Raw genomic sequence first — 19677 nt, 5'->3', positions numbered from 1 at the left:
CATGGCCGATACCCTGACCGCCCGCGAGGGCGCCGAACCCGCGCCCACATCGCCAGCGGCCCCTGCGCGCCCCGCGCACCAGGAACCGCTGTCGGGCGCCAAGCTGATCGTCGGCACGATCGCGCTGTCGCTGGCCACGTTCATGAACGTGCTCGACTCGTCGATCGCCAACGTGTCGATTCCCGCGATCTCGGGCGACCTGGGCGTGTCGCCGAACCAGGGCACCTGGGTCATCACCTCGTTCGCGGTCGCCAACGCGATCTCGGTGCCGCTGACCGGCTGGCTGACCACGCGCTTCGGCGCGGTGCGGCTGTTCGTCACGTCGATCCTGCTGTTCGTGCTGTCGTCGTGGCTGTGCGGCGTGGCGCCCAACCTGGAGGTGCTGCTGGCCGCGCGGATCCTGCAGGGCGCGGTGGCCGGGCCGATGATCCCGCTGTCGCAGTCGCTGTTGCTGTCGAGCTATCCGCCGCACAAGAGCACGATGGCGCTGGCGCTATGGGGCATGACCACGCTGGTCGCGCCGATCATGGGCCCGCTGCTGGGCGGCTGGATCTCGGACAACATGACGTGGCCGTGGATCTTCTACATCAACATCCCGGTGGGCATCCTGGCCGCGTACGCGACCTGGGCGATCTATCGCGAGCGCGAAACGCCGACGCGGGTGCTGCCGATCGACACCATCGGCCTGGCGCTGCTGGTGATCTGGGTCGGTTCGATGCAGCTGATGCTGGACAAGGGCAAGGAGCTCGACTGGTTCCATTCGACCGAGATCGTCACGCTGACGGTGGTCGCGGTGGTGGGCTTCCTGTTCTTCCTGGCGTGGGAGCGCTACGAGAAGCATCCGATCGTCGATATCAGCCTGTTCAACGGCCGCAACTTCAGCGCGGGCGTGGTGGCGATCTCGGTCGCCTACGGGCTGTTCTTCGGCAATCTGGTGATCCTGCCGCTATGGCTGCAGACGATCGTCGGGTATACCGCGACCGATGCCGGCATCGTGATGGCGCCGGTGGGCATCTTCGCGATCCTGCTGTCGCCGGTGATCGGGCGCAATCTGCCGAAGATGGACCCGCGCTGGGTCGCCACCGCGGCCTTCATCACGTTCGGCATCGTCAGCCTGATGCGTTCGCGGTTCACGATCGACGTGGACACCACCACGCTGATGATTCCGACACTGATCCAGGGCGCGGCGATGGCGATGTTCTTCATCCCGCTGACGTCGATCATCCTGTCGGGACAGCCGCCCGACAAGATTCCGGCGGCCTCGGGCCTGTCGAACTTCGTGCGGATCACCTTCGGCGCGATCGGTGCCTCGGTGTCGACCACCGTGTGGGAGAACCGCTCGGCGATGCACCATGCGCACCTGGTGGAACAGGTCAATCCCTACAACCCGATCTACAACGCCCAGGTCGAGCACCTGATGCAGCAGGGCATGAGCCATATGCAGGCGGTCGGCGTGATCGAGCGCACCATCTCGCAGCAGGCGTCGATGCTGGGCGCCAACGATATCTTCTGGATTTCGGGGGTGATGTTCTTCGGGCTGATCGTGTTCGTCTGGCTGACGAAGCCCAAGGGCGGTGGCGGCGGGTCCGCGGATGCCATGGGGGCGCATTGAGGGCGCACTGAGGGCGCATTGAAGGCGCATCGATGAGGCGTTGATCGGGCGCTCAGGCTCGGCAGAATGGCGACCGCTGCATGCCCTCTCCCCCGCTCCTCTCCCGCCCCTCTCCCGCCCCTCTCCCGCAAGCGGGAGAGGGCAGCAAACCTGCTGCGTCCCCTCCTCTCCAGGTGTTCCCCCTCTCCCGCGCGCGGGAGAGGGTCGGGCAGAGGGAATCCCGGGCGGTCGTCAGTCGGGCGCGTTCAACCGCACCAACCGCTCCGGCCGCAGCGCACCCTCGCGCCATCTGGCCACGCCCAGCAGCCGCGCCGGCTCGCCGCCATAGACGCGCGCCAGCGCGTCTTCACGCAATCCCGCACCTTTGAATACCGCCGCAGGCAGATCGCGTCCGGCGATGCGTTGGCCCTGCAGGAAGCGCTGCGTCGCCGCGGCGTCGAGCGTCACCGGCGCGCAGCGCTGCAGCAGCGCGTCCACCGGCGCCAGCAGGGCCGGACGCGCCGCGTCGTCCTGCTCGCCGAGCTGCTCCAGCGTGACCGCGCCGTCCAGCGTCAGATCGCCGACCGCGGTGCGCCGCAGCGCGGTCAGATGCGCGCCACAGCCCAGCGCCTCGCCAATGTCCTCGGCCAGCGTCCGGATGTACGTCCCCTTGCTGCAGGTCACGCGCATCGCGAACACGGGCGCCCCGGGCAGTTCGCAGCTCAGCAAGGCGATCTCGTGGATCGTCACGCTGCGCGCCGCGCGCTCGACCGTCTGGCCCGCGCGCGCGTATTCGTACAGCGGCCGGCCATCCTTCTTCAGCGCCGAATGCATCGGCGGCACCTGCTCGATCGGGCCGACGAAACGCACCAGCGCCTGGTTCAGCGCCGCGGCATCGCAGCTGACCGGACGTTCGGCGACCACCTCGCCTTCGGCATCGCCGGTCGAGGTGCGCTGCCCCAGTCGCACCGTTGCCTCATAGGTCTTGTCGGCATCGAGCAGATCCTGCGAAAACTTGGTCGCCTCGCCGAAGCACAGCGGCAGCAGCCCGGTCGCCAGCGGATCGAGCGTGCCGGTATGGCCGGCCTTGTTGGCGCGCAGCAGCCGCTTGGCGCGGATCAGCGCATCGTTGGACGACAGCCCGAGCGGCTTGTCGAGCAGCAGCACGCCATGCACGTCGCGGCGCGGCAGCCGAGGCGGACGTGGAGCGGTGGAATCGGTCATGGGGAATGAAACGGCAGGAGCGGCGGCGAGATCGGTGGAAGCGGTGGCGGCAATGCGCTTGCCATATCGGCGCGCCTGCCATATCGGCGTGCCACCCGGCTGCGCGGCTCGGGAGAGGCGACGACGCAGGACGCGCCGGCGCCACGGACTTACTCGTCCTTGGCCCGTGTGGCGTTGGCCTGGTCGATCAGCTTCGACATCTCGATCGCATGTTCGACCGAGGTATCGTGCACGAAGCGCAGCGTCGGCACGGTATGGATATGGAGCCGCTTGAACAGCAGCGAATGGAGGTAGCCGGCCTTCTCGTTGAGGATCGCCTCGGCATCGGCCGGTTCGGCGCCCAGCACCGTGAAGTGGACCTTGGCGTGCGCGTAGTCCGGGGTCAGCGCCACCGACTGCAGCGTCACCAGGCCCAGGCGCGGGTCGCGCAGCTCGCGCTGGATCATCTCGGCCAGATCCTTCTGGATCTGATCGGACAGGCGCAGATTACGGGAAGAGATATTGCCTTTTTTGGCCATGCGATACGACTTTGCCAGCGGCGTCGCCAGCGAAGGCGATGGGTCCGACGGCGTGGATGGGCCGGCGGCGGCAAACCGGTGAAGGTTCGCCGCCGCGGCGCGCCGCCTTACAGCGTGCGCGCGACCTCGGTGATTTCATACACTTCGAGCTGGTCGCCTTCCTGAACGTCGTTGAAGTTCTTGATCGACAGACCGCACTCGAAGCCCTGCTTGACTTCCTTGACATCGTCCTTGAAGCGCTTGAGCGAATCGAGCTCGCCCGAGAACACCACGACGTTGTTGCGCAGCACGCGCACGAAGGCGCCCCGCTTGACCAGACCGTCGGTGACCATACAGCCGGCCACCGCGCCGATCTTCGGCACGCGGAACACCTGGCGCACCTCGACCTGGCCGATCGTCACTTCGCGCTTCTCCGGCGCCAGCATGCCCGACATCGCCGCCTTGATCTCGTCTACCGCATCGTAAATGATGTTGTAGTAGCGGATGTCGATGCCGTTGTTCTCGGCCAGCTTGCGCGCACCGGCGTCGGCACGCACGTTGAAGCCGATGATGACCGCCTTCGAGGCCGTGGCCAGGTTGACGTCGGACTCGGTGATGCCGCCCACCGCGCCGTGCACGATCTGCACGCGCACTTCGTCGGTCGACAGCTTCTGCAGCGATTGCACCAGCGCTTCCTGCGAACCCTGCACGTCGGCCTTGACGATCAGCGGCAGTGTCTGCACTTCGCCTTCCGTCATCTGCTCCAGCATGGTCTCGAGCTTGGCCGCCTGCTGCTTGGCCAGCTTGACGTCGCGGAACTTGCCCTGGCGGAACAGCGCGATTTCGCGCGCCTTGCGCTCGTCGGGCAGCACCAGCACTTCCTCGCCGGCCGCCGGCACTTCGGACAGGCCCTGGATCTCGACCGGAATCGAGGGGCCGGCTTCCTTGGTCGGCTTGCCGTTCTCGTCGAGCATCGCGCGGACACGGCCGTAGGCGCTGCCCGCCAGCACGACGTCGCCGCGCTTGAGCGTGCCGCTGCTGACCAGCACGGTCGCCACCGGGCCCTTGCCCTTGTCCAGCTGCGCTTCGACGACCAGGCCCTTGGCCGGCGCGTCCACCGGTGCCTTCAGCTCCAGGATTTCGGCCTGCAGCGACACCTGTTCCAGCAGCTCTTCGACGCCCTGGCCAGTCTTGGCCGACACCGGCACGAACGGCGAATCGCCGCCGTACTCTTCCGGCACGACCTGCTCGGCCACCAGTTCCTGCTTGACGCGGTCCGGGTTGGCTTCGGGCTTGTCGACCTTGTTGATCGCCACCACGATCGGCACGCCGGCCGCCTTGGCGTGGGCGATCGCCTCCTTGGTCTGCGGCATCACGCCGTCATCGGCGGCCACCACCAGGATCACGATATCGGTCGCCTTGGCACCGCGCGCACGCATCGCCGTGAAGGCCTCGTGGCCCGGCGTATCGAGGAAGGTGATCACGCCGCGGTCGGTTTCCACATGGTAGGCACCGATATGCTGCGTAATGCCGCCCGCTTCGCCGGCCGCGACCTTGGTGCGGCGGATGTAGTCCAGCAGCGAGGTCTTGCCGTGGTCGACGTGACCCATCACGGTGACGACCGGCGGACGCGGCAGCTGCTCGGCGTCCGACTGGTCCTCGCCGCCTTCGATCAGCAGCGCTTCCGGATCGTCCAGCTTGGCCGCCAGCGCCTTGTGGCCCATTTCCTCGACCACGATCATCGCGGTCTCCTGGTCCAGCACCTGGTTGATGGTCACCATCTGGCCGAGCTTCATCATCTGCTTGATGACCTCGGAGGCCTTGACGGCCATCTTGTGGGCCAGGTCCGCGACCGAGATGGTCTCGGGCACATGGACCTCGCGCACCACCGGCTCCATCGGGGCCTGGAAGCCGCTGCGATCGTCCTGCTGATGCTTGCCGCCACGGCCACGCGGGCCGCCGCGCCAGCCGCCGACACCGCCCGACGAATCGCCGCGGGTCTTCAGGCCACCGCCCTTCTTGCGCGAACCTTCGTCCTGCCAGGTCGAGGAGCCCTTGACCACCTTGCCGGTCTTCTTGTCGACCGTCGTGGTAGCCACCGCGGGCTTCTTCTCGTCCTTCTTGGCCTCGACCGTGCCGGCCGGCTTGACCGGCTTGTGCAGCGTGCCGCTCTGCTCGGCCTTCTTTTCCTCGGCCTTGCGCTCGGACGGTGCCTTCAGCACGCGCGCCGGCGCATTGAGCATCTGCTGGATCGCGCGGGCCTCGGCCTCGGCGGCCTCGCGGCGCTTGCGGGCCGCATCCTGCTCGGCGCGCACCTTGTCGGCGGCGGCCTTGGCATCGTCGGCGGCCTTCTGCGCGGCGGCGCGTTCGGCCGCCAGGCGCGTCTTGTCGTCCTCGGCCTTCTTGCGATCCGAATCCTCGTTGGCCTCGCTCGCGGCGCGCGTTGCCGCGGCCTCTTCCTCGGCCTTGCGGGCGGCCAGCTCGGCCTGGCGGCGTTCCTCTGCCTCCAGCGCTTCCTGGCGTGCGCGGCGCTCGGCCTCCTCGCGTTCGGCCGCCTCCTGGCGGGCCTTCAGCTCGGCTTCCTGGCGCGCCAGCAATTCGGCCTGGCGGCGTTCCTCTTCGGCGCGGCGCGCCAGCTCGGCCTGGTCGACCACCGGCTCGGAAACTTCCTGGCCGTCGGCCGCGCCATCGGCGGGCGACTCGTCGCGCTTGATCAGCACGCGCTTCTTGCGCACCTCGACCTGCACCGTGCGCGTCTTCCCGGTCGCATCCGCCTGGCGGATCTCCGAGGTTTCGCGCTTGGTCAGCGTGATCTTCTTGCGCGAGCCGTCATCGGCCTGACCGTGCGAACGCTTCAGGTAGTCCAGCAACCTGGCCTTGTCGGTCTCGGTGACCACGTCCTCAGGCTTGGACTTGCCCACCCCAGCTGCCTGCAATTGTTCCAGCAGGGCAGCTGCGCTGCGACTCAGTTCTGCGGCCAGTTGGGCAACTGTTGTGCTTGCCATTCAAACCCTTTCAATGCTCGGTTTCTACGTCGGGACAGTCTTGTGCGGAAAGCGCGCTCTATGCGAACGTGTCCCTCAGTTGAACCAGTGTTCCCGTGCTTTCATGATCAGCGCTTTGGCTTCTTCTTCGCTGACCCCGGTCATCTCGACCAGTTCGTCGACCGCCAGTTCGGCAAGGTCGTCACGCGTGTGGATATCGCCTTCGGCGAGCTTGCCGATCAGCTCCGGCGTCAGGCCGTCCAGCGAGCGCAGATCCTGCGACACCGACTCGACCTTCTCTTCGCGAGCCAGCTCCATCGTCAGCAGCGCATCGCGGGCGCGATTGCGCAGCTCGTTGACGGTGTCCTCGTCGAAGGCCTCGATCTCCATCATCTCGCTGATCGGCACGTAGGCGACTTCCTCGAGCGAGGAGAAGCCTTCCTCGATCAGGATGTCGGCCACTTCCTGGTCCACGTCCAGCTTGGACATGAACAGGCGCCGCACCACTTCGCTTTCCTCGGCCTGCTTCTGCGCCGATTCTTCCTGCGTCATGATGTTGATCTGCCAGCCGGTCAGTTCGGACGCCAGGCGCACGTTCTGTCCGCTGCGGCCGATCGCGACGGCGAGGTTTTCCTCGTCGACCACGACATCCATGCTGTGCTTCTCTTCATCGACGACGATCGACTGCACTTGCGCGGGCGCCAGCGCGCCGATCACGAACTGCGCCGGGTCTTCCGACCACAGCACGATGTCGACCGCTTCGCCGCCGATCTCGTTGCGCACCGCGGTGACGCGGGTACCGCGCACGCCGACGCAGGTGCCGATCGGATCGATGCGCTTGTCGTGCGCCACCACCGCGATCTTCGCGCGCACGCCCGGGTCGCGGGCGGCCGCCTTGATCTCCAGCAGGCCCTGTTCCATCTCGGGCACTTCGTTCTCGAAGAGCTTGATCAGGAACTGCGGCGAGGTGCGCGACAGCTCGATCTGCGGGCCACGCGCGGTGCGGTCCACATTCAGGATATACGCTCGAACGCGGTCGCCGGTACGCAGATTTTCCTTCGGAATGATCTGGTCGCGGCCCAGCAACGCCTCGACGCGGCCGGACTCGACGATCAGGCCCTTCTTGTCGGCGCGCTTGACCGTGCCGGTCATGATCTTCTCGCCGCGTTCCAGGTAATCGTTCAGGATCTGCTCGCGCTCGGCGTCGCGGATCTTCTGCAGGATCACCTGCTTGGCGGCCTGCGCGCCGATGCGGCCGAACTCGACCGACTCGATCTGTTCCTCGACGAAATCGCCGAGTTCCATATTGGGGTCCTGCTCGCGGGCTTCAAACAGCAGGATCTGCTTGTCCGGCTCCTGCAGGCCCTGCTCGTCGGGCACCACCAGCCAGCGGCGGAAAGTCTCGTGCTCGCCGGATTCCCGATCGATGTGCACACGGATATCGACGTCTTCCTCGAAACGCTTCTTGGTGGCCGAAGCGAGAGCCGCTTCGAGCGCACCGAATACCACATCCTTGTCGACGTTCTTCTCGCGCGCAAGCGCATCGACGAGCAACAGAACTTCGCGGCTCATTGCTTGTTCCCTTTTCTCTGATTTCCTTTGAAGTCGATTACCGGCACCAGGCGCGCCTTGTCGACATCGGATACGGTAAATTCCAGCAGCGCGGGGCCATCCTTGCCCTCGAATTCCAGGCCGATCTTCTCGGCGCCGGGCTCCCCGGTGGGCGGCTGCAGGATGCCGACGAAGTTCTTGCGACCGTCGATCGGCAGGCGCAGCGTCACGCGCGCCTCCTCGCCGGCAAAGCGAACATAGTCGGCCAGTTTCTTAAGCGGACGATCCAGTCCCGGAGAGGAGACCTCGAGCCGTTCGTAATCGACGTTCTCGACGGTCAGCACGTGGGTCAGCTGGCGGCTGACCTTCTCGCAATCCTCGATGGCAATGCCGGTGTCAGGTTGATCGATATAGACGCGCAGCAACCCGCCTGGGGCGCGTTCAAGTTCGACCAGCTCATACCCCATGCCGGTCAGTGTGGTTTCGATCAAATCTGCCAGATGCACTGTCGTTCCGAAAAATGGCCATCAAACTACCGGGCAAGGCCGCGGCGAATGGCCGGCTGCCTGCCGTCATCTCCGGCGGAGCCCCACATCGCGATTTTCCGCGTGTTCGGACGATCGGACGAACCAAAAAAAAATGGGCGGAACGCCCATCATTCGCCCATCCCCTGGAGGATGACTTTTTGAATAGACTCGCATTATACGCGCTAGGGCCACAAAAGGCAAAGCCGAGCGAAGGGGGCACGAATTGTGCCCGCCCTCGCCCGGTGCCGCCTCGCGTCCGGGCGCGCGTGCGCCTCAGCGCTTGCCGCCGCGCGGGCGTCCGCGCCCGGGGCCGCTCGGCTTGCCAGCCTTCGGAATCACATTGCCGTTGGGCTCGCCGCCGCGCCGCTGCGGACGTCCCTGGCCCTGGCCGCCCTGCCCCTGCGCGCCGCGCGCACCGCCACGCGGACCGCCGCGGCCACCGCCGGCCGGACCGCGCATGCCGGGTTGCTGCGGCATGCTGACGCCCGCCGCGAACCTGCCCGTGTGCGAGGTCAGCAGCGTCGGCGCGGTGATATAGCCCATCGACGTCTGCATCGGATCGGGCTGGCCGCGATTGGCGCCGCCGCGGCCACCTTCCTTGTTGAAGCGCGGCAGGCCATCCATGCCGGTCGGCATCGGCTTGCCCTCGATCGCGGCCTGCTCGCGCTGCTTGCGCCCGCCCACCTTGGTCGCGCCCTTCGGCGCGCCGGCCTGCTTGGCCGGCGCCTTCAGGCCGATCGCGGCCATCATCGCGCGCACCTCCTCGGGCTCGAGCTCCTGCCAGCGGCCGCGCTTGAGGCCGCGCGGCAGCAGGAACTGGCCATAACGGGTACGGATCAGCCGCGACACGGTCAGGCCGACCGCCTCGAACATGCGGCGCACCTCGCGGTTGCGGCCCTCGGTCAGCGCCACGTGATACCAGTGGTTGACCCCCTCGCCGCCGCCGTCGACGATGCGCAGGAAGTTGGCCTGGCCATCGTCGAGCTGGATGCCGTGCAGCAGGCGCTGCCGATCCGCCTCGGCCAGCTCGCCCAGCGTGCGCACCGCGTATTCGCGCTCGACGCCGTAGCGCGGATGCATGAAGCGGTTGGCGATATCGCCTGATGTCGTGAAGATCAGCAGGCCTTCGGTGTTGAAGTCCAGCCGGCCCACGGCCACCCATTTGGCGGTCTTCAGGCGCGGCAGGCTGTCGAACACGGTCGGGCGGCCTTCCGGGTCCGACTGGCTGACGATCTCGCCCGAGGGCTTGTGGTACAGCAGCACGCGCGGGGGCTTGGTGGTCACGCGGCGGTGGATCAGCTTGCCGTTGACGCGGACCTGGTCGGTCGGCAGGATGCGTTGCCCGATATGCGCGGGCAGGCCGTTGACGGACACGCGGCCCTGCAGGATCAGTTCTTCCATTTCCCGGCGCGAACCGAGACCGCCTTCGGCCAGCACCTTGTGCAGCTTGGGCGCATCGTCCTCGGCGGACAGCTCGCGCACCGGCTTGGCCTTGCGCGCCGCCCCGGCAGCGCCGCCATCGGCGTCGTACTGGCCCGAGATCACGAAGCGGAACAGGTCCTCGGCCGCGGCGCTCTTGTCGCCCTTCGCGGCCGGCCTGGCGCCGCCCTTGTCGGCGGTCGGCGCGGCAGACTTGCCGGCGCCCTTGGCGGGCCGGGCCGCGTTCTTGCCGCCCTTGCGCTTGCCGCCCGGACGCGGCTGGCCGTTGTTGCCGGCCTCGCCTTCGGGCCGTGCGCCTTCGGCTCTGGCGCCGGCTTGGTGGCCGACGTTCTGGCTCGCATTCTGGCCGGCATTGCCGCGGCCGCGGCGCTTGCCGGCGTTCTCGCGCGGCGCCTCGCCTTCGGCGGGCTTGGCGCGCCTGCCCCGTCCGCCTCGCGATCCGGGCGCGGGGGCCGCCGTGGCGCCGCCGGTGCCGCCTTCTGGCTGCACCGCCGCGCCGGCATCGCCGGCCACGGGCTCGGCGGCATCGCGGTCCTGCGCCGACTGGCGGCGCGAGGCCACCAGATTGCGCAGGCCACGGCGCAGGCCCTTGCGGCGCGGCGCGGCGCCCTCGGCAGGCGTCTCAGCCTCGCGCACGTCTTGATCGATAGAGTCGGACAAAGTATTCACACTCGCTTGTTGCATCTGGTCTTAGTTCGGGACGCGCGTGCCATGCTCGTCGGCATCGCGTTCATCGAGTTGGGGCGCGTCGGCGTCGGCCTGGCCGGCGGACTCGCCGCCAGCTTCGGCGGCTTCGGGCGCTTCGGCGGCTTCGGGCGCTTCGGCGCCTTCGGCAGCGTCGGTGGCCTCGGCAGCGCCGGCGGCATCCTCGGACCCCGCCGCCGCGGCCATCGCGGGGGCTTCGGCGGAGTCATCGGCATCGGCCCGTGGCTGCCCCTCGCCGGACATCTCAGGGGACCCTTCCCCGGTGGCCACGCCGGCCGCGGCTACATCTTCGGCGAGCGCCACATCCTGGGGCGCCTCATCGGCGGCATCGGCTGCATCAGCTGAATCAACTGCATCGGCACCATGAAGCCCTTCGCTCCCATCCGCCGTAGGAACCGCAGCGGCGTCGATGCCATCGGCCTGCGCCACGCCTTCCGGCGCCGCGGCAAATGCCTCTTCGTCGACGCCGGCCGCGGTGGCGACCTCTTCGAAATCGATGGCGCCCTGCTTCAGCAGCGCCTCCTGGACCTGCGCCTGCGGATCCTCCAGCGGCGGCAGTTCGTCCAGCGTACGCAGCCCGAGGTCGTCGAGGAAGGTCTTGGTGGTCGCGTACAGCGCCGGCTTGCCGGGCACGTCGCGATGGCCGATCACCTCGATCCAGCTGCGGTCCTCGAGCTTCTTGATCACTTCGGTGCTGACCGTGACCCCGCGGATTTCCTCGATATCGCCGCGCGTCACCGGCTGGCGATAGGCGATGATGGCCAGCGTCTCCATCACCGCGCGCGAGTATTTCGGCGGCTTTTCCGGATTGAGCCGGTCCAGGTATTCGCGCATCGCCGGACGGCTCTGAAAGCGCCAGCCGCTTGCCAGCGCCACCAGCTCGACACCGCGCGGCTCCCAGTCCTTGCGCAACTCCTCCAGCAGAACACGGATCGTGTCGGCGCCGACGTCGTCGGCGAACAAGCGGCGCAGATCGGCGACGCGCAGCGGCTCCTGCGCGCAGATCAGCGCCGTCTCGAGGACGATTTTCGCCTCTTGGGTATTCATGTTGTGGTGTGCGGCCTGTCTTTGCATCTGCGTCCGTGACACCCGGACGCGCTGGAGATTGGTCGATTCAGCGGCGCGCGTTCCGCTTCAGGGACGCCTGCCGCCATTCATCGCGCTGCCGACCGGGATGCTTGCCGCATCGGGTCCGCGCGCTTCTCATCGGTGCATCGATTGCCGGTCCGGTCCGGCAGAAGATCGTCCGCCCGTCTCCCGATATCGGTCGGCGGAAGGACCAGCGCGTCGCGCCGTCTCCCCTGTTGCGGCCGACACGCCCGGGCGGTCGTGACCGTCCGGATTGCGAGACAACTTGGTCATGGCCTGGCGTGCAGCCTGTCGGGCCCCTCGCTGCCACGCCGCTGGCCGGTATTCTTGGCCGATGTCGACACCGGATGTTCTAGCCGGACAGTGCGGGGAGGGAGATGGGTATGGAAACCCATGAGTGCCGTGACAGACGCCTGGAACAAGCGCGACCGGGCGACCACGACACCTGCGCGAAAGCGGCCCGGTCGCCGTGGCTTCCCGCGATTGTATGGCATTCCCGCGCCGGCCTGCAACCGCGGGCTTGGGACGCAGGGGCCGGCCCGCCATCAGAGGGTCAGGCAGAAGCCGTGCGCGGCCAGCGTTTCGGGCAGCATCGCGGCCCGCGCGAGACCGGCCGCGCCGAACAGCGCCACCGCCGCGCCGACCCCGCGGCGCACCCACGCGCGGCGCGCCAGCACGCGCAGGCCGGCCGACAGGCTCGACAGCATCAGCAGATTGGGCAGCGTACCGAGACCGAAGGCCAGCATCACCAGCGCGCCCGACGCCGCGCTGCCGGCCAGCAAGGCCAGCGCGAGCGCGGCGTAGACCATGCCGCAGGGAACCAGTCCCCACGCAAGTCCGGCGGCATAGCGGCGCAGCAGACGCCGGCTGGTGCCGTGCGGAACCGGCCCCGCGTCCTGCCGCGCGATGGTCCTTCCGCCCCAACGCGCCCAGGCTGCCGCCAGACGCCGCGCCACGGCGTTCACACCCGGCGCCTTCCCCACCAGTTGCGCGCCGCCCAGCGTCCATAGTCCGGCAAGCAGCAGGCTGGCGCTGCCGACCGCGAACAGCGCGCGCTGCACGGGCAGATACTGCGTCTTCCACGCGGTCGCGCCCACCGCGCCGAGCAAGGCGCCGAGCATTGCGTACGCACTCAGGCGCCCGGCATGCAGCACCAGCAGTTCGCGGACCCAGGCCGCGCGGCTGCGGTACAACGACACCGGCGCGGCCCGCCGCGCGTCATCGCCTTCGAGCACCAGCGCGATGCCGCCGCACATCGCCGCACAGTGGACACCGCCCAACAGCGCCAGCAGAAACACGCTTGCCAGTACGCCGATTGCCATCTCACGCTCCCCTCGACGGGGAGCAGCACGGTAGAATGCCCGCACGCTTGACGCCCATCGCGATGCCGATGGCAACTCCCTCCTTTCGCGCGGATTCCAATTGCTGAACGCCATCCCCCTCAACGACCAATCGACCCGCTGCTCCACCTGCTCGCTGGGGCAGCTGTGCCTGCCGATCGGCATGTCCGCGCAGGACGTCGAAAAGATGGACACGCTGGTGCAGGAACGCGTGCGCGTGCGCAAGGGCGAATCGCTCTATCGCCTCGGCGATCCCCTCGACGCGGTCTATGCGATCCGCTTCGGCACGCTGAAGACCCACGTGACGATGGAAGACGGCCGCGCGCAGATCACGGGCTTTCATCTGCCGGGCGAAGTGGTCGGCTTCGATGGGCTGACCGAGATGCGGCATGCGTCGGACGCGACCGCGCTCGAAGACACCGAGGTCTGCGTAGTGCGCTACAACGAGATCCAGACGCTGTCGGCCTCGTTGCCGTCGCTGCAGCACCAGTTCATGCGGCTGATGAGCCGGGAGATCACGCAGGACCAGATGATGCTGATCACGCTGGGCTCGATGCGCGCCGAGGAGCGGCTGGCGGGCTTTCTGATCAGCCTGTCCGAGCGCCTGTCGGCACGCGGCTATTCGCCGTCCGAGTTCGTGCTGCGCATGAGCCGCGAAGAAATCGGCAGCTATCTGGGCCTGAAGCTCGAGACCGTCAGCCGCCTGTTCTCGCGCTTCGCCGAAGCCGGGCTGATCCAGATCCGCCAGCGCCACGTCAAGCTGGTCGACATGGACGGCATCCGCCAGCTGCTGGGAAAGACGGCCTGCTGAAGCCCGCGCGGCGATGGCGCTGGCGGCCGCCATCGCCCACATTGCCCGCTTTGCCCCCATTGCCCGCTTTGCCCCCGTTGCCAGCTTTGCCCCCATTGCGCGCTTCGCTCGCATCGCCGGCTTCGCCATCGCCCTACTCCAGTTCGTCCGCCGCCGACATCGGCGACGACATCGGCGCCAGGATCGACGCCGGCAGCATGCAGAGCGTCAGCGCGCTGGACAGCGCGCACACCGCCCACGCGACGGCGAAGCCGATCGTATAGACCGCGCCGTGCGACAGCTCGAGCGGCCGTCCGAAGACCCGCAGCTCGCGCGGATCGATCAGCGAGAACACCAGCACGAAGGCCACGGCCGCGCCGACGAAGGCGGGCCACAGCACCCACATCAGCCAGCGCGCCTTCATGGCCGCGCCACCGCGTGGGAATTCACTGCGTCGCGCGCGTGCCGCGTGGCGACCGCCGCTGCGGCCGTCGTTGCGGCCGCCGTTGCGGCCTCCGTTGCGGCCTCCGTTGCGGCCTCCGTTGCGGCCGCCGTTGCAGCCGCGGTTGCAGGCGCCATTGCAGCCGCCATCGCAGCTGCCGGCGTCACCGCCCCCGCCGGCGTCGCCGCCTGCCGGATCACCAGCCCCTGACGCACCACGCCGTCGACGATGGGCCGATCCGCGTGCTGCATCGCGACCCAGATCGTCACCGCGCAGCCCATCATCGCCAGCGCCGGGCCGCTGATCAGCAGCCACGGCCACGGTTCCTTCCACCACGGTTTGCATTGGGACATGTCGATGCCTCGTCAAGGTTGGTCGGGAATGATGAAACGGGTGGACTGCCGCACCTGCACGCCACTGGTGTCCGTGCCCGTACCCGTGCCCGCGCCGGCTTCGGCCCGCGCGCCGCTGACCACGATGTCGACCACATGGGTGCCCGACGCCGCCTGCTCCAGCGGCACGCGCAGCCGCAGCGGCAGCAGCCGGTTGGAGGTTGGTGCCAGATGGCCGGCGCCGCGCTCGTACTCGACCGACAGTCCCGGCAATCCCGGACTTTCCGCCGCGATGGCGATGTCCATCTCGCCTTCGGTGGTGTTGATCAGCTGCAGCCGGTAGACGTTTTCGATCCAGCGCCCTTCCACTTCGCGCGCCAGCGCCTGGCGGTCGCGGATGATGTCCACCTTCAGCGGCGTGCGCACCGCCACCGACCAGACGAAGCCGCCGACCAGCGCCAGCCACAGCACCGCATACAGCACGATGCGCGGGCGGATCACGCGGCGGCGCGCGTTGGCCGCCGACAACGCGCGCCGCATCGCGTTCTCGGACGTATAGCGGATCAGCCCGCGCGGATAGCGCATCTTGTCCATGACCTGATTGCAGGCATCGATGCACGCGCCGCAGCCGATGCACTCGTACTGGAGCCCGTCGCGGATGTCGATGCCGGTCGGGCAGACCTGCACGCAGATGCTGCAGTCCACGCAGTCGCCGATGCCCAGCGCGCGCGGGTCGGCCTTGCGCGAGCGCGAGCCGCGCGGCTCGCCGCGCTGCGCGTCATAGGTCACCACATAGGTGTCCTTATCGACCATCACGCTCTGGAACCGCGCATAGGGGCACATGTACTTGCAGACCTGCTCGCGCATGAAGCCGGCATTGCCCCAGGTGGCGAACGCGTAGAAGCCGATCCAGAACGTCTCCCACGGCCCGGTCGACAGAGTCAGCACCGCCCTGCCCAGCGCATCGATCGGCGAGAAGTAGCCGACGAAGGTGAAGCCGGTCCACAGCGCGATCGCGATCCACAGCAGATGCTTGGTGGCCTTGACGCGCAGCTTGCGCGCGGTCCAGCGCTCGCCGTCGAGCCGGATGCGCGCGATGCGGTCGCCCTCGACCTGGCGCTCGATCCACAGGAAGATCTCGGTATAGACGGTCTGCGGACAGGCATAGCCGCAGAACAGCCGTCCGGCGATCGCGGTGAACAGGAACAGCGACAGCGCCGAGATCACCAGCAGCACGGCCAGGTAGATCACGTCCTGCGGCCACAGCACCAGGCCGAACAGATAGAACTTGCGCGCGCCCAGATCGAACAGCACCGCCTGGCGGCCGTTCCATTGCAGCCACGGCGTGCCGTAGAACACCAGCTGCGTGGCCAGCACCATCGCGACGCGCCAGCTGGCGAACGCGCCGGTGACGGCGCGCGGATAGATCTTGCGCCGGACCTCGTACAGCGAGGCCTCGGTCGAATCGATGCCGGGGGCGTTCATGGCTGTCCTCGCAGTGGCCGCATGGCTGACCCGTTGCCGCAAGCGATGTCCATCACCGCCCCGCGGCCGGCATCGTGCCGGTGTCGGCGGACAAGCCCCACACATAGGCGGTCAGCATGCGGATGCGCTCGGGGCTCAGGATGTCCTCGTGCGCGGGCATCCGGTTGTCGTGGCCCTGCAGGATCGCCTTGACGATATTGGCCTCGGCGCTGCCGTGCAGCCAGATCTTGTCGGTCAGGTTGGGCGCGCCCAGCGCCTGGTTGCCCTTGCCCGTGCCGCCGTGGCAGGCGACGCAGGTCGTCTTGAAGACCGGCTCGCCGCGAGCCGCGCGGATCGGGTTGAAGGCGAGCCCCGACAGCGAGCGCACGTATTGCGCGACATCGCCCGCGGCCTTCTCGTCGATGACGGCGGCGAACGACGGCATCACGCCATGCCGGCCCTTGGCGATGCTCTGCATGATGGTGGCGGGGTCGCCGCCATGGAGCCAGTCGCGGTCGGTCAGGTCGGGAAAGCCGCGGCTGCCGCGCGCGTCCGACCCATGGCACTGCGCGCAGTAGTTCAGGAACAGCCGCTGGCCGATCTCGCGCGCCTCGGGATCGGCGGCCACCTGTTCGATCTTCAGGTCCATGTACTTGCCGTACACCGCCTGCTGGCCACGCAGCGCGGCCTGCCGCTGCGCCGCCAGCTCGCCCTGGCTGGTGAAGCCCAGCATGCCGCCGTACGCGCCCAGGCCCGGATACAGCACCAGATAGCCGAGCGCGAACACGCAGCTCAGCAGGAACATCCACATCCACCAGCGCGGCAGCGGGTTGTTCAGCTCGCGCAGATCGTCGTCCCAGACGTGGCCGGTGTCCTGCGCCGCCGCGCCGGTGTCGGCGCCGCCCGCCGTGCCGGCCGCGCCCGAAGTGGCAGCGCCCGAGGCGGCCGCGACCTTGGCCACGCGCGTCTGCGAGAACAGCAGCCAGACGCACCAGACGATGCCGCCCAGCGCAATGGCGGCGATGTAGTAGCCCCAGAAATCGGAAATAAAGTCGCTCATGACATCAATGTCCCTGCTCGATGGCGTACGGATGCGCGGCGTCGCGCGGCACGTCCGTGCGTTCGCCCATGGCCTCTTCGCCGCCCGCCTCGTCGGGGAGCGCGAACGGCAGCCAGGCGGCTTCGCGATTGGCATGGCGCCGCCCGCCGGACCACGCCCAGCAGACGATGCCGATAAAGACGACGAGGAAGATCAGCGTGGAAAACGCGGTCAGGGTCGCCATGGTCATTGGCTCCCGCTCGGCGCGCCGCCTGCCGTGGCGGGGTCTGCGCTGCCGTCTGCACCGCCGTCCGCGCTACCGTCTGTACTGCTGCCTGAGCTGCTGCCCGCACTACCGTCTACGCGGCGGTCCACGCCCGCGACCTCGATGCCGACGGTGCGGCGATTGGTGCCCAGGCCCTGCAGATACGCCACCAGCGCGTCCTCTTCGGTCCTGCCATTCAGCGCGTCGGGCGCCGCCTCGATGTCGGCGTCGCTGTACGGCACGCCGAGCGTGCGCAGCGTTCGCATGCGCTGGCGGATGTCGTCGGTCGGCAGCACGGTCTTCGCCAGCCACGGATAGGAAGGCATCACCGACTCGGGCACGACATCGCGCGGATTGCGCAGATGGATGCGTTGCCAGTCGTCCGAGTAGCGGCCGCCCACGCGCGCCAGGTCCGGGCCGGTACGCTTGGAGCCCCACAGGAAGGGATGGTCGTAGACCGATTCGCCGGCGGTCGAGTAAGGGCCGTAGCGCTCGACCTCGGCCTGCAGCGTGCGCACCTGCTGCGAATGGCAGCCGACGCAGCCCTCGCGGATATAGATGTCGCGCCCCATCAGCCGCAGCGGCGAGTAAGGGACGATGCCCGGATCGGGCTGCGTGGTCGAATGCTGGAAGAACAGCGGCAGGATCTGCACGAAGCCGGCGATGCTGACCACCACGATGGTGCAGACGATCAGCCAGCCGATGTTCTTCTCCAGCGTCTCGTGCGAAAAGAAGCGTCGTTGTTGGGACATGATGGAATCCGGATGGCGTTCAGGCGGCGGGAGCGGTGGCGGCGGTGGCGGCGGTGGCGGCGGTGGCGGCGGTGCCGGCGGAGGCCGCAACGGCGGTCCCGACGGTGGCCCCCGCCGGAATCACGGGATCGAAGGCGCGGCGGCCCGCGATGGTGCGCGCCACGTTCCACGACATCACCAGCATGCCGGCGAGGAAGCACAGGCCGCCCAGCAGACGGATCAGGTAGAACGGATATTTGGCCTTGACCGCTTCGACGAACGCGTAGGTCAGCGTGCCGTCGGGCTGCGTGGCGCGCCACATGAGCCCTTCCATCACGCCGGCGATCCACATCGAGGCGATATAGAGCACCACGCCGATGGTCGCGATCCAGAAGTGCCATTCGACCAGGCGCGTGCTGTACATCCGCTGCTGGCCGAACAGGCGCGGCACCAGGTAGTACAGCGAGCCGATCGTGATCATCGCGACCCAGCCCAGCGCGCCCGAATGCACGTGGCCGATGGTCCAGTCGGTGTAGTGCGACAGCGCGTTGACCGTCTTGATCGACATCATCGACCCCTCGAAGGTCGCCATGCCGTAGAAGGACAGCGCCACCACCAGGAACTTCAGGATCGGATCGGTGCGCAGCTTGTGCCAGGCGCCCGACATCGTCATGATCCCGTTGATCATGCCGCCCCACGACGGGGCCAGCAGGATCAGCGAGAACACCATGCCGAGCGACTGCGCCCAGTCCGGCAGCGCGGTGTACTGCAGGTGGTGCGGGCCGGCCCACATATAGGTGAAGTTCAGTGCCCAGAAATGGACGATCGACAGCCGGTACGAATAGATCGGGCGCTCGGCCTGCTTCGGAATGAAGTAGTACATCATGCCGAGGAAGCTGGTGGTCAGGAAGAAGCCGACCGCGTTATGGCCGTACCACCACTGCACCATCGCGTCCTGCACGCCCGCATAGGCGGAATACGACTTCCACAGCGACGCCGGCAGCTCGATGTTGTTGACGATATGCAGGATCGCGATCGTCAGGATGTAGGCGCCGAAGAACCAGTTGGCCACGTAGATATGGCGGGTCTTGCGGCGGGCGATGGTGCCGAAGAACACGATCGCATAGGCCACCCATACCGCCGCGATCAGCAGATCGATCGGCCATTCCAGCTCGGCGTATTCCTTCGAGGTCGTGATGCCCAGCGGCAGCGTGATCGCCGCGGCGACGATCACGATCTGCCAGCCCCAGAAGGTGAAGGCCGCCAGCGGCGCGGCAAACAGCCGCGCCTGGCAGGTCCGCTGCACCACGTAGTACGAGGTGGCGAACAGCGCGCTGCCGCCGAAGGCGAAGATCACCGCATTGGTATGCAGCGGGCGCAGCCGTCCGAACGACAGCCACGGCGTATCGAAATTGAGTTCAGGCCAGATCAGTTGCGCGGCGAGCAGCACGCCGACCGCCATGCCGACGATCCCCCAGACCACGGTCATGACGGCGAATTGCCTCACGACGTGATAGTTGAAGGTGTCGGCGGCGCGCGCGGGCGTGGCCGTGCCGGTCAGGCCGGCGGCGGTGACATCCATTCGGACCCCCAAGGATGGATATGGAACAGGAAAGAAGAAGGCGATGAAGGCAATGTAGAGGGGGTCGGGCGGCGCGCCCTTGAT

Annotated in this window: 16 protein-coding genes and 1 pseudogene; 2 read left to right on the top strand and 15 right to left on the bottom strand. The window is 68.0% G+C overall.

Annotated features, from left to right (window positions below; translation table 11 throughout):
• Position 1 precedes the first annotated feature (1 nt).
• Entirely contained in the window at positions 2-1612 is a 1611-nt protein-coding gene (locus K7G19_RS19625; protein WP_149319108.1) for a DHA2 family efflux MFS transporter permease subunit, read from the top strand.
• A gap of 231 nt (positions 1613-1843) precedes the next feature.
• On the opposite strand, the gene truB is transcribed toward K7G19_RS19625, so the two are convergent.
• The 8 genes from truB to K7G19_RS19585 form a co-directional block, all read right to left on the bottom strand.
• Positions 1844-2815: a tRNA pseudouridine(55) synthase TruB gene (gene truB / locus K7G19_RS19620; protein WP_226108705.1), complete on the bottom strand. Its 972-nt coding sequence runs from the start codon at positions 2813-2815 to the stop codon at positions 1844-1846.
• 149 nt (positions 2816-2964) lie between these two features.
• Positions 2965-3333, bottom strand: a complete 369-nt coding sequence (rbfA, locus tag K7G19_RS19615) for a 30S ribosome-binding factor RbfA (RefSeq protein ID WP_149319110.1) — start codon at positions 3331-3333, stop codon at positions 2965-2967.
• 107 nt (positions 3334-3440) lie between these two features.
• Positions 3441-6317 (bottom strand): translation initiation factor IF-2, encoded by a 2877-nt coding sequence (gene infB / locus K7G19_RS19610; protein ID WP_149319111.1) that lies wholly within the window; start codon positions 6315-6317, stop codon positions 3441-3443.
• 75 nt (positions 6318-6392) lie between these two features.
• Positions 6393-7868: a transcription termination factor NusA gene (gene nusA / locus K7G19_RS19605; protein ID WP_149319112.1), complete on the bottom strand. Its 1476-nt coding sequence runs from the start codon at positions 7866-7868 to the stop codon at positions 6393-6395.
• Positions 7865-8353 (bottom strand): ribosome maturation factor RimP, encoded by a 489-nt coding sequence (rimP, locus tag K7G19_RS19600; RefSeq protein WP_053822015.1) that lies wholly within the window; start codon positions 8351-8353, stop codon positions 7865-7867. Before rimP ends, nusA begins: the two co-directional genes overlap by 4 nt.
• A gap of 294 nt (positions 8354-8647) precedes the next feature.
• Positions 8648-10498 carry a 23S rRNA pseudouridine(2605) synthase RluB gene (gene rluB, locus K7G19_RS19595; RefSeq protein ID WP_226108703.1) on the bottom strand — a complete coding sequence of 617 codons (1851 nt, stop codon included), beginning with the start codon at positions 10496-10498 and terminating at the stop codon, positions 8648-8650.
• 6 nt (positions 10499-10504) lie between these two features.
• Positions 10505-11566, bottom strand: coding sequence for an SMC-Scp complex subunit ScpB (gene scpB / locus K7G19_RS19590; protein ID WP_226108701.1), 1062 nt, complete (start codon positions 11564-11566; stop codon positions 10505-10507).
• Between the two features lie 587 nt (positions 11567-12153).
• Positions 12154-12930, bottom strand: a complete 777-nt coding sequence (locus K7G19_RS19585; RefSeq protein WP_226108699.1) for a sulfite exporter TauE/SafE family protein — start codon at positions 12928-12930, stop codon at positions 12154-12156.
• 100 nt (positions 12931-13030) lie between these two features.
• Between K7G19_RS19585 and fnr the strand changes: the two genes are divergently transcribed.
• Positions 13031-13759, top strand: a complete 729-nt coding sequence (fnr, locus tag K7G19_RS19580; protein ID WP_149319116.1) for a fumarate/nitrate reduction transcriptional regulator Fnr — start codon at positions 13031-13033, stop codon at positions 13757-13759.
• A gap of 133 nt (positions 13760-13892) precedes the next feature.
• Here the strand turns inward: fnr and K7G19_RS19575 are convergent, their stop codons facing one another.
• The 7 genes and pseudogenes from K7G19_RS19575 to ccoN all read right to left on the bottom strand — a co-directional run bounded on the left by K7G19_RS19575 (position 13893) and on the right by ccoN (position 19593).
• A complete protein-coding gene (locus K7G19_RS19575; RefSeq protein WP_149319117.1) occupies positions 13893-14162 on the bottom strand; it encodes a hypothetical protein in 270 nt (89 codons plus the stop codon).
• Between the two features lie 182 nt (positions 14163-14344).
• Positions 14345-14533 (bottom strand): annotated as a pseudogene (locus K7G19_RS19570) (lipoprotein transmembrane); the annotation flags it as partial.
• Between the two features lie 12 nt (positions 14534-14545).
• A complete protein-coding gene (gene ccoG / locus K7G19_RS19565; RefSeq protein WP_226108696.1) occupies positions 14546-15997 on the bottom strand; it encodes a cytochrome c oxidase accessory protein CcoG in 1452 nt (483 codons plus the stop codon).
• A 52-nt stretch (positions 15998-16049) separates the two neighbouring features.
• On the bottom strand, positions 16050-17036 hold the full coding sequence (ccoP, locus tag K7G19_RS19560) for a cytochrome-c oxidase, cbb3-type subunit III (RefSeq protein WP_226108694.1): 987 nt from the start codon (positions 17034-17036) through the stop codon (positions 16050-16052).
• 4 nt (positions 17037-17040) lie between these two features.
• Positions 17041-17259, bottom strand: a complete 219-nt coding sequence (locus K7G19_RS19555) for a hypothetical protein (protein WP_226108693.1) — start codon at positions 17257-17259, stop codon at positions 17041-17043.
• 2 nt (positions 17260-17261) lie between these two features.
• Complete coding sequence (ccoO, locus tag K7G19_RS19550; RefSeq protein WP_226108692.1) at positions 17262-18032, bottom strand: cytochrome-c oxidase, cbb3-type subunit II; 771 nt, start codon at positions 18030-18032, stop codon at positions 17262-17264.
• Between the two features lie 19 nt (positions 18033-18051).
• A complete protein-coding gene (gene ccoN / locus K7G19_RS19545) occupies positions 18052-19593 on the bottom strand; it encodes a cytochrome-c oxidase, cbb3-type subunit I (RefSeq protein WP_226108691.1) in 1542 nt (513 codons plus the stop codon).
• Positions 19594-19677: the final 84 nt, after the last annotated feature.

The sequence above is a fragment of the Cupriavidus sp. DB3 genome (assembly GCF_020418465.1).
Taxonomy (GTDB): domain Bacteria; phylum Pseudomonadota; class Gammaproteobacteria; order Burkholderiales; family Burkholderiaceae; genus Cupriavidus; species Cupriavidus cauae.
The sequence above is the reverse complement of the archived record's forward strand: the minus strand, read 5'-3'. Positions and strand labels throughout refer to the sequence as shown.